The organism is uncultured Empedobacter sp., from assembly GCF_937930195.1.
Classification (GTDB): Bacteria; Bacteroidota; Bacteroidia; order Flavobacteriales; family Weeksellaceae; genus Empedobacter; species Empedobacter stercoris.
Window position 1 is genome coordinate 1 of sequence record NZ_CALGVK010000001.1, and the last position, 14,057, is coordinate 14,057.

Below are 14,057 nucleotides of genomic sequence, written 5' to 3' on the forward strand. Positions count from 1 at the left end.
TTTCCCTTTGCTAATTCATCAATCACTTTATCCAAATATCTAATTTTTTGATATAGCGGATCTTCAATTTCTTCTACTCTGTATCCACAAATTACACCCTTAATTTTATCTACATTTGGATTTAATTTAGCTTCAGCAAAAAAAGTTTCAAAATCTATTTTTGATTCTATTATTCGATCCAAATCATTTTTAGTGTAACCTGTTAACCAAAAAATAACTTCTTCTAATTCTTGAATTGTTCTTCCTTTGGATTCTATTTTTTTGATATAATGCGGATATACACTCGCAAAAGACATTTTAAAAACCTTTGTATTCATTCGAAATAAATTATTGGATAAATAAAATTACAAATAAATAGATTCTTCTAATATACCCGATTTTACTTCAATAGCCGATTGATTGGGTTTAAAAATTCGAGCTGTTAAATCTCCTTTCAATTCGATTGTTCCGTTTTCTACTCTCAACCAACTTCCTTCTCTTAATCCGATTACAGTTTGTCTATTAAATTTATGAAATTCGTTGATTCGCGTTTCTCTCGTTTCACCTTTATGCGTAGAGTTTAGATCTGGATCCAAATAATGAGGATTAATATTAAATGGTAAAAACTGCAAGGCATCAAAACTTGGTGGATACACAATAGGCATATCATTTGTCGTTCCAATTGTTAAACCTGTCAAATTACTTCCTGCGCTACTACCCATATATGGAACACCTTCAGAAATTGTATTTCGTATAGCTTCAATTAAACCTAATTCGTACAAAGTTTTAAGTAATAAAAACGTATTTCCTCCTCCAACAAAAATAGCTTTTGCATTACAAATGGCTTCTTTCGGATTTTCATAACTATGTAAACCTGTCACTTTTATATCAAAAGGTTGCAAAGCAGTAACCACATTGTTCGTGTATTCATCGTACGAAATGCCAGAAGGTCGCGCAAATGGAACAAAAAGTAATTCATCTGTTTGTAAAAAATCTAAAATCTCTTCTCGAATATATTCTAAATATCCACTACCATAAATTGTACTTGTGCTAATCACAAGCAATCGATAATTTGGATGTATCATAAAATCTAATTTTTATCAAAGTTAATTCTAAAAACAAAAAACCGAAGCATTTTTACTTCGGTTTTTATATCGTTTTAATTTTTATACGAGATCCATTTAATCATTTCTTTTACGGTTGGTTTTTTACCATAAATTAAAATTCCAATTCTGTAAATTTTTCCAGCCATATAAACCATAAAAATAGTGCTGATTAACAATAAAAATAAGGATAACGCTAGTTGCCAAATCGGAACATCGAATGGAATTCGAGTAATCATAGAAATTGGAGAAGTTAGCGGAATCATCGATAACCAAAAAGCGACAGGACCATCTGGATTTTCGAAAGTCGTCATGCTTCCATAAAGTCCAATCATCATTGGCACTAAAGGAAAATATGTAAATTGTTGTGTATCTGTATCATTATCTACAGCCGAGCCAATTGCTGCAAAAACTGAACTGTAAAACAAATAACCTAAAATAAAATAAGCAATAAATACAAAAATAATTAACGGATAATTAAATGTCAATAAAACTTCGCTAATCTCTGTTATTTTCTGCATCATATCTGGGTTCGACTCTGCTAATTGAGCTTGGTTCATCATTTGTTGCGACATATCCATTTTAGACGCTGCGATGGCTGGAAAAATCATCAACAAAGCCATAGTCATTCCAATCCAAATCGCAAATTGAGTAACGGCAACCATGGTTGTTCCCACAATTTTACCCATCATCAATTCGAAAGGTTTGACAGAAGATATAATGATTTCAACCACACGGTTATTTTTTTCTTCCACAACAGAGCGCATTACTTTTACACCATATATCATCACAAACATAAAAATGATGTACGTTAAAAACATGGCTAAAGCAATTTTCAACTCCATTCCTTTGTCTTCTTTTCCATCCGAAACATTGAAAACATTCAAGTTAACCCGAGCTTTAGAAGCTTCTAATGCAGTTTCGTTGATACCAGACTTTGTTTGTTTCTCTTTCTCGATTTTATCACTAATTGTGCGTGATATTTTTTCACGATCTGTGATTCCCAAATTACCATTGGTAATTAACTCGGTATTTTTTTCAATATTCTCATAGTTACCATCTGTATTTTTTGGAATGTGAAGAATGGCATTCAAATATTCACTTCCTTTCAGTGTATCTTTTATTGATTTCAATTCTTGAGGCGTATAAATACTAAACATCATTTGTTTAGAAGATTTAAACGATGTAATAAACTCAGAACTTTCATCCACAATTGCGATATTTTTGACTTCTGAATTATTGGCAGAACTTAAAAAGAAAATTACCGCTCCTGCTCCAACAATTAATAAAGGAGAAAGAAAAGTCATAATAACAAACGCTTTATTTTTTACCTGTGAAAAAAATTCGCGTTGCGCAACCAAAAATATATTTTTCATTTATAATTAAGCTTAAAGATTAGAAATAGAACTTTGTTTAACAGCTTCTAAAAATACGTCATTCATCGAAGGAATAATTTCTTTGAATTGATGAACTTGACCAATTTGCATTAACTTTTGTAAAATTTCGTTTGTTGGTGTTTCTTTATTGTATAAAAGATTAAACTCTGTTCGTTGATTAAAATTTCTCATGTCAGAAATTTCAAATTCATTTGCTAAATTTTGTAGAGCATCCGATGCTACTTCATCCAATTGAATAGAAAATTTACCAGTTTTGAATTGATTTCTCACTTCTTCTATTGTTCCGTCTAACACTTTATTAGATTGATTGATTAATGCAACATGATCACACATTTCTTCAACAGATTCCATTCTATGGGTCGAAAAAATAATTGTCGTCCCTTTATCTCTTAATTCCAAAATTTCATTTGCAATGATTTGCGCATTTACAGGATCAAAACCACTAAAAGGTTCATCAAAAATTAACAACGAAGGATTATGAATAACCGTAATAACAAACTGAACTTTTTGTCCCATTCCTTTCGAAAGTTCACTCAATTTTTTATTCCACCAAGACATCATATCAAGTTTTTCGAACCAATATTCGGTACGTTTTCTTGCTTCAGCAGAAGAAAGACCTTTTAATTTCGCAAAATAAAGGGCTTGTTCTCCTACTTTCATATTCTTGTATAACCCACGTTCCTCTGGCATATAACCAACTTGACCAATTGATTTTTTTGTCAAAGGCTCTCCGTTTAGTAAAATTGTTCCGCTATCAGGAGCTGTAATTTGGTTAACTATTCGAATGAAAGTTGTTTTTCCAGCACCATTTGGTCCCAATAGTCCATAAATAGAACCTTGTGGAATATTGATACTAAAATTGTTAAGTGCAACTTTATCTTTATATTTTCTTGTTAAGCCTTCGGCTTGCAATAAAAAATCCATTATCTATATCATTTGATTTGTAAAATTAGTAAGAAGAAAGTAGATTTCGTTACAGATTTTAATGAGATTCGTTCGGATCCCATACAATTTCTTTAAAATTGACCACTTTATCATTTACTATCTCTATACCTTCATTTTCCAACAATTGTTGCATTAAACTCGAAGGATTAAAATGATGCTTTCCTGTTAATTGACCATTTCTATTAACCACTCGATGAGCTGGAACATCATCTCGATGGTGTGAATGATTCATTGCATAACCAACAACACGTGCTGAAAATTTTTCACCTATACTTTTCGCTATCAATCCATAAGTAGAAACTCGTCCTTCTGGGATTTGGCAAACGATTTGGTAAATTTTCTCATAAGTATCAGAAATAATTTTTGTCACAATCTAAACATTTATTGTAAATTTAGATAAACTAATAGAATATGAGCCAAAAAGTTCCAATTAAATCTCTTTTAAGCCGTCCACGTTTTAAGGTGTATACCCATTTATCAAAACAAGAATTTATCGAATTAATTAAAAAACATTTGCAACAAAACACTTCAGAGTTTGGTGGTTATGCGAATGAGGAAGTAACAATGGTTCGTGTTAGAAAAGATAAAGATAAATATTGGCATCCCCAATTACAAATTCGAATTGAAGAAGATGATGATCATCCAAATTATTTGGTTGTAAGAGGAATTATTGGTCCTAAACCCAGCATTTGGACATTTTTTGCTTTCCTTTATGGATTAAGTGGTGCTGTTTTTATAACATTAGGCTCGTATGCAATTTCAGAATACATAGTAAAAGGTGAAAGTATATGGATTTGGTCTGTTCCGTTTTCTGTTATATTGGCTTTAGGAACTTATTTAGCAAGTTTATATGGACATCAATTGGCTAAATTTCAATTAGGAAGATTGTATCATTTTGTAAATACGTTATTAAATGATGCAGAATTTTATGAAAACAATGAAAATATAAAATAAAAAAAGCGACCAATCCGGTCGCTTTACAAGAAATATGTTGAGATAATATATTAATTAGATTACTTTCACATTAACGGCGTTGATACCTTTTTTTCCTTGTTCTAAGTCAAATGATACTTTATCATTTTGAGCTACTTTGTCTGCCAAACCAGAAACGTGTACGAAGTACTCTTTTCCTGATTCGTCATCTTTAATAAATCCGTATCCTTTTTCTTCATTAAAGAATTTTACAGTTCCTTTATTCATAGTATTTTATTTACGCCGATAAAGATATAAGAATTATTTTCAAAACCAATACTATATTCATTTTTTTTTAGTTTTTTTTAGTTCCATTTTTTTAGACTACCAATTCAACCTAATTTTGCCTAATATTTAATTATTTTGGCAGGAATCTATATTCATATCCCCTTTTGTAAACAGAAATGTAGTTATTGTGACTTTCATTTTTCTACAAATCTTCACAACAAATCTAATCTGGTAAAAGCGATTAACAAAGAGCTTTTACTTAGAAAAAATGAAATATCACAACCACTTGAAACTATTTATTTTGGTGGAGGAACTCCTTCTATCCTTTCTGAAATAGAATTAGAAAGCATTTTCGAAACGATTTTTAAAAATTATTCAACCCAAAATTTAAAAGAAGTTACACTCGAAGCAAATCCAGATGATTTGAACCAAGAAAAACTTAAATTCTTAAAATCAACTCCTATCAATCGTTTTTCGATTGGTGTACAATCGTTTTTTGAAGAAGATCTACAATTAATGAACCGTGCACACAATGCACAAGAGGCAGAACGATCGATAAAACTTGTTCAGGATTTTGGTTTTGATAACATCACAATTGATTTGATATATGGTTCTTCGACAACTACTAATGATATGTGGATGAAGAATCTTCAGAAAGCAATAAATTTAAATGTTCCGCATATTTCTTCTTATGCTTTAACGGTTGAAGAGAAAACAATTTTGGATCATCAAATCAAAAAAGGAATCACAAAACCTGTTGATGAAGATCGTCAAAATGAACAATTTCAGCTCTTAGTTGATACCTTAACATCGAATAATTTTATACAATACGAGATTTCTAATTTTGGAAAAGAAAATTATTTTTCTTTGCATAATTCCAATTACTGGAAAGGAATTCATTACATGGGAATTGGTCCATCTGCTCATTCTTACAATGGAAAATCACGTGCTTGGAATATAGCCAACAATACAAAATATATACAAGCAATTAATCAAAATAATTTACCTCAAGAAATTGAAGTGTTAAATGAAGCTGAACGATTTAATGAAATGATAATGATCGGATTAAGAACTATATACGGAATAGATGTTGATCGAATAAATTCTGAATTTTCTCAACCTATACTTGACTTATTTTATCAAGAAATCAATCAGTTAATTAAAGAAAATCTTATCATCAAACAAGAAAATAAAATCATTTTGAAACCTGAATCAAAATTTTTTGCTGATGGAATTGCATCAAGATTATTTTACATCGATTAAATTGTTAAATTTGCGTTATGAATGATAACAGACCAATAGGTGTTTTCGACTCTGGTGTTGGTGGTTTGATGTTTGCAAAAGAAATAAAACGTTTGCTACCAAACGAAAGTTTAATTTATTTTGGTGATACTCAAAATTTACCTTACGGAGAAAAATCTAAAGAAGCGATTACACAATTTTCGGTAGACATTACTAATTTTTTAAAGGACAATGATTGTAAAGCAATTTTAGTTGCATGTAATTCTGCAACTGCGAATGCTTTGAAAGAGATTAAAAATGCTGCAGGAAAAGATATTCCTGTTATTGATGTTATTTCTCCCGTTGCTGAAAAAGTATCGTTCGAACTAAGAGAAAAAATTGGCGTTATTGCAACAAAAACAACAGTTAATTCAGGTGCGTACAAAAAAGCAATTCGGCGTCGCAATAAACACATCAACGTAGTTGAAATGGCAACTCCACTCTTGGTACCTGTTATCGAAGAAGGTTTCGCAAATTCTATTATTTCTAAAGCTGTTTTAGAAACTTATTTGTTAAACAAAAAATTAGAAGGAATTGATTCTATTATTTTAGGGTGTACTCATTATACTCATCTTGAAAAAGAAATCAATCAAGTATTCGAAGGGAAAGTTGATATTGTAAATTCGCCTTTAATAGTAATTAATCAAGTCATTTATCAATTAGCGAAAGAAGGAAAATTAGCAGAAAAAAATGCTGCTGCAACCTATACTTTTTATATTTCTGTAAACACAGATAACATTATAAAAGTTGCTAAAAAATTCTTTGGAAAAGATATTCAATTAATTGAAAAAAAATTAATGAACTAAATAGAACCGACTATTATTTGTCGGTTTTTTTATAGATAATAACATACAAACAAAAAACAAATTATTACATGGAAAGAACATCAGAATTAATTGCATTAGAAGAAAAATACGGAGCTCATAACTATCATCCGCTTCCAGTAGTTTTGGAAAAAGGAGAAGGAGTTTACGTTTGGGACGTAGATGGAAAAAAATATTTCGATTTCCTATCTGCTTATTCAGCTGTCAATCAAGGACATTGTCATCCTCGAATTATTAATAGATTAAAAGAACAAGCAGAAAAATTAACGTTAACTTCTCGTGCTTTTTACAATGCTGAACTTGGAAAATATGAAAAATTTCTAACAGAATTGTTCGGTTTCGAGAAAGTACTTCCTATGAACACGGGAGCTGAAGCTGTTGAAACTGCTCTAAAAATTGCTCGTAAATGGGGGTATGAGAAGAAAGGAATTGCAGCTGGTGAAGCAATTATTGTTGTATGTAAAGACAATTTCCATGGACGTACAACAACTATTATTTCTTTTTCGAATGATGAAGATGCGCGTAAAAACTTCAATCCTTATACAAGTGGTTTTGAAGCCGTTGAATACAATGATGTAAATGCTTTGAAACAATTATTTGAAGAAAAAGCTGACAAAATTTGTGGGTTCTTAGTAGAGCCTATTCAAGGTGAAGCTGGTGTTAATGTTCCTTCTGAAGGATATTTAAAAGCTTGCGAAGAATTATGTAAACAACATAATGTTTTATTTATTGCAGATGAAATCCAAACAGGAATTGCTCGTACAGGAAAAATGTTAGCGATTGATCATGAAAATATTAATGCTGATGTTTTAATTTTAGGTAAAGCTGTATCGGGTGGAGTTTATCCTGTTTCTGCTGTTTTAGCAAATGATGAAGTGATGAATGTGATTAAACCAGGACAACATGGTTCTACTTACGGTGGAAATCCTTTGGCTGCAGCGGTTGCAATGGAAGCTTTACAAGTTGTTTTAGACGAAAAATTAGCTGATAACGCAGAAAAATTAGGTCAAATTTTTAGAACAGAAATCACTAAAATGGCTGAAGAATTTCCTTTATTCAAATCGGTTCGTGGTAAAGGTTTATTAAATGCTATTTTAATCAATGATACGCCAGAATCTGAAACAGCATGGAATTTCTGTGTTGCAATGAAAGACAACGGTTTATTGGCTAAACCTACACACGGAAACATCATTCGTTTCGCTCCTCCTCTTGTGATGAACGAAGAACAATTGCACGAATGTTTAGCGATTATTCGTAAAACCGCAGAAGAGTTTAACAAATAATATAGCATAAAAAGACTCCTTCTTTTACATTACTAAAAAAGTTAGACACTTTTGAGTCTGTTAATAGAAGGAGTTTTTATTTCTAAATGAATTCTATTGTCGTTTCAATTTCGTGACCTTTATCTAAGATTTTGTGTATTGGACAAGAATTTGCAACTTTTAATAATCTTGTTTGCTGTTTTTCATCAAAATCACCTTCGATAATTACGTGACGATGAAATGTTATTGGTTCGGTTGTAATCAAATCATAGTTCACATCAACCTCCACTTTTTTGTATGGAAATTCTTTGTGATTCATATACATTTGCAATGTAATCGATGTACAAGAAGCCAAAGCTGCGCCTAACAATTCGCTTGGTTTTGCAGCAGTATCCAAGCCTCCTTTATCAATTGGTTCATCAACTGTAAATTCGTGCTTACCTGATTTTATTTTTGAAATATAATTTTTATCCGTCGAAGTCGACGTCACATTCACTTCACTCATTTTATTTATTTTTCGTTTCCTTTAATTCTTGAATTCTTTTGTGCTTGTGGCATTGGCACATAATCGTCATCTCCTGGTACTTTTGGAAATCGGTGATTCACCCAATCTTCTTTTGCTTTTTCGATCGTTTCTCTTGAAGAACTCACAAAATTCCAAAAAATAAAATGTTCTTCTGGTAATTCTTCACCTCCAAAAATATAAACCGTTGAACCTGCTTCAATTTCAAATTCACATAATTTAGCATCTTTGGCAACCAATAATTGTTTCGTCCCATAGATTTCACCTGCATCTTTTATAGAACCTTCTAAAACATACAACGCAGATTCTCCAAAAAGATCTTTTCCTAACGAGACATTGAAGGTGTTTTTCGCTTTAATTTCGATTAAATACATTGGCGAATAAACAGGTACCGCAGATTTGTGCTCACCAAATTGCCCCGCAATCAATCTGTAATCTGCATTTTCATCTGACCAAGTTGGTAGTTTTTCTGCATCAACATGTGTAAAACTCGGTTCCATATTTTCTAATTCTTTTGGGAGTGCTACCCAAATTTGTAAACCGTGAAGCGTTTTGTCTGTTGTACGTCAATATTCGGGTGTACGCTCCGAGTGCACCACACCTTTTCCTGCTGTCATCCAATTTACTGCTCCAGGTTTTATCTCCAATTCGGTTCCTAAACTATCGCGATGCATAATGGCCCCTTCGAACAAATACGTCAAAGTAGACAAACCAATATGCGGATGTGGACCTACATCAAGATTTTGATAATCTTTCAGCTTTGTTGGTCCCATATGGTCGATAAATACAAATGGCCCGACATGTCTTTTCTGACGAAAAGGCAATAATCTACCCACTAAAAAGTTGCCAATATCAGCCGCTTTCTCTTCTAAAATTAATCCAACATTAGACATATAGTATACGTTTTTATTTCATGTAAAGTTCGTTTTAATCCTGCCTTTAAAACTTGATTTAAGTTAACAAATAAAAAAAGGTTAGCCAATAGCTAACCTCTTTTATAACTTTATATTAACGATTTTAGTAATCGTAACTGTTTTGAGTTTCTCCTCCAAAGTTCCACGCAATACCAAAACGTAATGTATTTTCTAAGGCGTTGTTCGTTTCTGACATTGGAATTAAGTAAGAAGCATTAAATGCAAAAGCATTGTATTTAAGCCCTAAACCTAATGTTAAATGCTGACGATCCCCTTTCATTGGGCTTTCGTGGAAATAACCTGCACGAATAAATAAAGCATCGTTGTAAGAATACTCTGCACCAACTGAATACGTAATTTCTTTTAATTCTTCGCTTCCTCCTCCCGGTGCATCACCAAAAGAACTAAAGATACCTTCCATTACACCTTTATTTGGGATGTAACTATTTGTTATATTCCCTTCTTCATCATATTCATATTGAGGTGTTGGAACTAACAATTTAGAAAACTCTGTTGTGATACCTACTTTATTGTAATCATCAAATTTGAAATCATACCCAACTCCTAAACGTAATGTTGTTGGCAAATAAGATGCGTTCTCTTCTGAATTTGAATAATCTAATTTTGGTCCAATATTAGAAATTTGGAAACCTCCACGTAATTTACCTTCAAAATTATTTGTATCCATTGTTTCTGATTGGTAATAACCAGCTAAATCAACCGCGAAAGTATTAGCAGCTTGAACACCTGCTTCATTTACTCCGTTAAATAAGTCTGAACGAATAAAACGACCTGTAACTGCCATCGAATAGTTATCTGTTAAACGTAAACCATACGATAAGTCGATCGAAAATTCATTTGGTTTAGCCATACCCGTAGATACAACATCTGTTCCGACAAGTTCATTTAGTTCGATTTCACCCATATTGAAATAGTAGATACTTGCACCTAATGTACTACGTTCATCTTGTCCTAAAAAAGTATAGTAAGAGGCGTTTAACAAGAAAACATCGTTTGTTAATGAATTCATATATGGCGTATAGGTGAACGCTACTCCAGAGTAATCTGGTGCAAAAGCAAATTTAGCAGCATTCCAATACTGAGAATAGTTATCCGCCGATGTCGCAACACCTTGATCTCCTAAACCACCTGCACGTGCATCAGGCGAAATTTTTAAGAATGGTGCTCCCGTTAAAATTGGATTTGATTTTGTATAATCTTTATCTGTATTATTACTTCCTGTATCTTGAGCATAGGTAAAAGCCGATGCTAAAATCAATAAGCTTGCGGTAATTTTTTTCATTCGTGTTATATTGATTATATTTTTATTTTTCTATTATTTTAAAATAACTAATTTTTCAACTGCTGCTGCTGAACCTTTACATACGGTATCTTCAACACCTTTTACATTGACTTTGTAAATATAAACACCTTTTCCTATTTTGTCTCCAAAATCATCCAAACCATCCCATTCTATCGCATATTTTCCTGTACGATATCCTTCTCGGAAAGGTTCTGCAGAAACGGTTTGACGTAGTGTTTTGACTAATTTACCCGAAATGGTAAAAATCTGAACCATTACATCTAACTCAGAATCACAGTTATGTTCGAAATGGAAAAAGGTATTCTTTGTAAATGGATTAGGCCAATTTAGTAATTTATCAATATGCAATTGTCCCGTTCCATTTTCCATTACTACAAAGTCTAACGTTGCAGTATTCGAATTATTGTTGATGTCCCAAAATTTAAGATTTACGGTATGTTGACCAAGTTCTAAATTTTTTAATTGATACATAACTTGACCTTTCTGATAATCTTCGAAATCTTTATTGATACAAGGATTTGCATCACCTCCATCATAATATTCGTTTAACACATAAGCATCTTGAACTTTACCATCTATTGTTGCTACAATATCATGTCCTATACCAGATCCTGTTGCATTAATTCCTGTATTATCAGTTAAACAACCAACCAAATAAGGCGAACGATCTGTAATTCCACCATTGGCAAAATTTAAATTGTTCATGTATAATTTTCCTTGCGGACGTTCATCATCATTTAAACCTTCTTCGTTAATTCCTTCCATCGAAACAATTTCTAAAGTAGAGGCGTCTTTTCCATCTTTTTCGTCCCACGCATAAAATTTTAATTTTCGATCTCCTAGCTCGTAATTGATATCTTTCGGCACATAAAACTGAATCGTAAATTCTCCATTTACTACTTTTCCCGTTCCTTTATAAATTGTTTTATTTTCTGTTTTGAACGTTTTTCCATTATGAGTAGATTCACTTAACAAGGTTTTTATTTCCTCTTTCTCAAAAAGGCTTACCGCTATTTTTCCTGAAAAAGTATTGTCAATAGAAGTTGAAGTAAGTTGATTGACCTTTCCTTTAATCGTTACAAAATCTAAGGCCTTCATCACATTTTTGTTCGGATTACTTTTTGTAGAAATTGTACCTTCCTTATTTTCGATGCTTAAAATTTCAATCTCTTGTTGCGGACGATGAATAGCTAACATAGGATCTCCCAAAATACTAACACTTTTGTGATTACCATGAGAAGGAGAATAACTAATTTTAGCTTGATTTAGCGCTTTTCCTATCGTTTGATTTTCTAAACCATCCTTTTTGAAAAATTCTTGAATCAAATACTGATTCATTGTATCTCCATATCCTGTTCCAATAGGACGGTTTGTTGTAATCATTGACAATGCTCCTCCATTTATATTTTTCAACATCATTTCACCTGCTGAATTATATTGTGGTAAATCCCAAATCGTAAAATCACAAGTAACAGTACATACAATAGGTAATCGCGAATAAGCAGCACTAAAATTAGACAAACCTGTTAATTCTTCTGCGGTAATAATACGTTCTTGTGCCCAACTTCGTGGACCACCATGTCCATAATACATCAAGAAATTAGAGCCTAATTCAATTCCATTTAATATCGCCTGATTAACCGTTGGATAGCGAACACCTGCCGATGTACCTTCGGGTTGATGAGCACCTGTGTATATTTTGTTTACCGTATAAATTTGATTTTCTTTTTTAGTAAACTCACCATCAATAGAAACGTCAAAATTTGGAGTATTAACATTATCATCGTTATCTGTAACTGCAACAACTTTTGTACGCCAATCTCCATATGAAGTTCCTTTTCCTTGAACTTTATCATAATAAGAAATGATTTTATCCACTAAAACTTTCGCTTCTGGAGAATTTGATGCAGGAATTCGACCAACAGCTATATTAAACCAATTAGCATCATATTTATAAACACCATCAACATTATTTGATAACATCTTTACATTGTTATCTAACATCGCAAAATAATCATCTGTTGCAATAGCTTCGTTTATATTTGTTGAAGGTTCGTCTGTAAACGTTGGAATGTAATTCGTAAAATCTTTTATTCTATTCTTAGGATCATACGTTGTTGCACCAAATAATACTGCGTATTCTAAGTTTGGACTTTGATTATCTTTCAAAAACTTTAAAAAATCTCGAATCGCAATTGGATCTTGACTTCCAGATGAAAAATCATTGTAAACTTGGTCTGTTGTTACAACAGCAGTATTTATTTTATCATGTTCTTTTCTGAAATTTGCCAAACGTAGTGCTTGATCCAAATATTTTGGGTGCGTAATCACAACATAATTTATATCAACTAAACTACGTATATCTTGATTCGCAACACGACCTACAAATTTTGCATCATTATAAGCATTTTCATCTCGAAAAGCTACAAACTCATTTTGTGGCGAATTCTCAAATTTATAAGAACCGCTTTCTGGCTGAAGATTTGAAATTTGATGAATATTAGAAACATTCCAAACATTAACATTTGAAGAGTTTTGTAATGTAAATGCATTCATTGGATTAGAATAGTCAGATAAAAATCTAAACGTAAACTGTTCATTATTATATACTAAATTATCCTTGAAACGAAGTTGTAAATAATCTAAAAAACCTAAACCAGAGGGATTACTTCCTACAGACGAAACTGAAATATCAATTGTATTTGAGTTTAAAGTAATAGATTTATCATCTTCAGTTCTGTTAAACTCCGAATTTCCTAAACTCCCAGTAAATATTTGACCATTAGCATTTATAGAATAATTATTATTAGAATTTTTCCCTACAACAGCGTAACGTAAATATGCTTCACCTCCATTTACAATAGAATTTGCTTTGAATGTTTTTTTAAAACCATCTTTTAATCCAATATTTTCTCCAACCCAAATTTGTCCAAGACCATTTAGATTAATTGAATCTTTTTCGTGAAATTGTAAATGATCAAATGTCGAAAATGTTTTAACAGGTGAACCAGTTAGTGAACTATTTTGCACACGTTTCCCATCACTTCCATTAAAACTTATAAAATAATAGGCTGATTCATCATATAAATTATAACGAAGTTTTACATTACTTAAAGTTGTGGTATTATCTCTATACCATTGATGCGGACCTTTTGCATAAAATAAAACGTAATCATTGTTATCAAAACTTCCGTCATCTCCACCAACAAATTTAATTGGAATTTCATTCAACTCGCCTTTTCGACCTTCTGTCAAATTTTCCATTAAGCGACCTTCACCATTTCCATAAATTTTTAAGGATTTTG

Annotated in this window: 13 protein-coding genes and 1 pseudogene; 4 read left to right on the top strand and 10 right to left on the bottom strand. The window is 31.9% G+C overall.

Features of this window, described 5'->3' with window-relative positions; genetic code table 11:
* From Q0616_RS00005 to Q0616_RS00025, 5 genes are all read right to left on the bottom strand, one after another.
* A partial coding sequence (locus Q0616_RS00005; protein ID WP_298773812.1) for a DUF2200 domain-containing protein occupies positions 1-317 on the bottom strand: 317 nt, incomplete at its 3' end.
* A gap of 27 nt (positions 318-344) precedes the next feature.
* Positions 345-1,064: a dipeptidase PepE gene (gene pepE, locus Q0616_RS00010; protein ID WP_298773814.1), complete on the bottom strand. Its 720-nt coding sequence runs from the start codon at positions 1,062-1,064 to the stop codon at positions 345-347.
* A gap of 74 nt (positions 1,065-1,138) precedes the next feature.
* Positions 1,139-2,458 carry an ABC transporter permease gene (locus Q0616_RS00015; RefSeq protein WP_171623634.1) on the bottom strand — a complete coding sequence of 440 codons (1,320 nt, stop codon included), beginning with the start codon at positions 2,456-2,458 and terminating at the stop codon, positions 1,139-1,141.
* Positions 2,459-2,470: 12 nt separating this feature from the next.
* Positions 2,471-3,403, bottom strand: coding sequence for an ABC transporter ATP-binding protein (locus Q0616_RS00020; RefSeq protein WP_298773821.1), 933 nt, complete (start codon positions 3,401-3,403; stop codon positions 2,471-2,473).
* Between the two features lie 58 nt (positions 3,404-3,461).
* Positions 3,462-3,794 (bottom strand): MGMT family protein, encoded by a 333-nt coding sequence (locus tag Q0616_RS00025; protein ID WP_188320085.1) that lies wholly within the window; start codon positions 3,792-3,794, stop codon positions 3,462-3,464.
* Positions 3,795-3,835: 41 nt separating this feature from the next.
* Between Q0616_RS00025 and Q0616_RS00030 the strand changes: the two genes are divergently transcribed.
* Positions 3,836-4,378 carry a hypothetical protein gene (locus tag Q0616_RS00030; RefSeq protein ID WP_225539755.1) on the top strand — a complete coding sequence of 181 codons (543 nt, stop codon included), beginning with the start codon at positions 3,836-3,838 and terminating at the stop codon, positions 4,376-4,378.
* A 54-nt stretch (positions 4,379-4,432) separates the two neighbouring features.
* On the opposite strand, the gene Q0616_RS00035 is transcribed toward Q0616_RS00030, so the two are convergent.
* Positions 4,433-4,624, bottom strand: a complete 192-nt coding sequence (locus tag Q0616_RS00035) for a cold-shock protein (protein ID WP_171623630.1) — start codon at positions 4,622-4,624, stop codon at positions 4,433-4,435.
* A 135-nt stretch (positions 4,625-4,759) separates the two neighbouring features.
* Here Q0616_RS00035 and hemW point away from each other — a divergent pair, with 135 nt between their 5' ends.
* The 3 genes from hemW to rocD all read left to right on the top strand — a co-directional run bounded on the left by hemW (position 4,760) and on the right by rocD (position 8,012).
* The gene (hemW, locus tag Q0616_RS00040) at positions 4,760-5,887 is read left to right on the top strand and encodes a radical SAM family heme chaperone HemW (protein ID WP_298773829.1); all 1,128 of its coding nucleotides are present in this window, start codon (positions 4,760-4,762) and stop codon (positions 5,885-5,887) included.
* A gap of 17 nt (positions 5,888-5,904) precedes the next feature.
* Positions 5,905-6,711 (top strand): glutamate racemase, encoded by an 807-nt coding sequence (murI, locus tag Q0616_RS00045; protein ID WP_225541866.1) that lies wholly within the window; start codon positions 5,905-5,907, stop codon positions 6,709-6,711.
* Between the two features lie 68 nt (positions 6,712-6,779).
* Positions 6,780-8,012, top strand: coding sequence for an ornithine--oxo-acid transaminase (gene rocD, locus Q0616_RS00050; protein ID WP_225541865.1), 1,233 nt, complete (start codon positions 6,780-6,782; stop codon positions 8,010-8,012).
* Between the two features lie 82 nt (positions 8,013-8,094).
* On the opposite strand, the gene Q0616_RS00055 is transcribed toward rocD, so the two are convergent.
* The 4 genes and pseudogenes from Q0616_RS00055 to porU form a co-directional block, all read right to left on the bottom strand.
* Positions 8,095-8,496, bottom strand: coding sequence for an OsmC family protein (locus tag Q0616_RS00055; RefSeq protein ID WP_171623626.1), 402 nt, complete (start codon positions 8,494-8,496; stop codon positions 8,095-8,097).
* A gap of 5 nt (positions 8,497-8,501) precedes the next feature.
* A pseudogene (locus tag Q0616_RS00060) lies at positions 8,502-9,407 on the bottom strand (pirin family protein).
* Between the two features lie 124 nt (positions 9,408-9,531).
* Positions 9,532-10,731 carry a type IX secretion system outer membrane channel protein PorV gene (gene porV, locus Q0616_RS00065; RefSeq protein WP_298773843.1) on the bottom strand — a complete coding sequence of 400 codons (1,200 nt, stop codon included), beginning with the start codon at positions 10,729-10,731 and terminating at the stop codon, positions 9,532-9,534.
* Between the two features lie 33 nt (positions 10,732-10,764).
* On the bottom strand, positions 10,765-14,057 hold a 3,293-nt coding region (gene porU / locus Q0616_RS00070; RefSeq protein ID WP_298773846.1), incomplete at its 5' end, for a type IX secretion system sortase PorU.

What these genes read in the sequence shown, in the direction of transcription:
- Q0616_RS00055 (WP_171623626.1), bottom strand. Translation starts at nt 8,496, where the DNA reads ATGAGTGAAGTGAATGTGACGTCGACTTCGACGGATAAAAATTATATT.
- Q0616_RS00030 (WP_225539755.1), top strand. Translation starts at nt 3,836, where the DNA reads ATGAGCCAAAAAGTTCCAATTAAATCTCTTTTAAGCCGTCCACGTTTT.
- Q0616_RS00035 (WP_171623630.1), bottom strand. Translation starts at nt 4,624, where the DNA reads ATGAATAAAGGAACTGTAAAATTCTTTAATGAAGAAAAAGGATACGGA.
- porV (WP_298773843.1), bottom strand. Translation starts at nt 10,731, where the DNA reads ATGAAAAAAATTACCGCAAGCTTATTGATTTTAGCATCGGCTTTTACC.
- Q0616_RS00020 (WP_298773821.1), bottom strand. Translation starts at nt 3,403, where the DNA reads ATGGATTTTTTATTGCAAGCCGAAGGCTTAACAAGAAAATATAAAGAT.
- Q0616_RS00015 (WP_171623634.1), bottom strand. Translation starts at nt 2,458, where the DNA reads ATGAAAAATATATTTTTGGTTGCGCAACGCGAATTTTTTTCACAGGTA.
- pepE (WP_298773814.1), bottom strand. Translation starts at nt 1,064, where the DNA reads ATGATACATCCAAATTATCGATTGCTTGTGATTAGCACAAGTACAATT.
- murI (WP_225541866.1), top strand. Translation starts at nt 5,905, where the DNA reads ATGAATGATAACAGACCAATAGGTGTTTTCGACTCTGGTGTTGGTGGT.
- rocD (WP_225541865.1), top strand. Translation starts at nt 6,780, where the DNA reads ATGGAAAGAACATCAGAATTAATTGCATTAGAAGAAAAATACGGAGCT.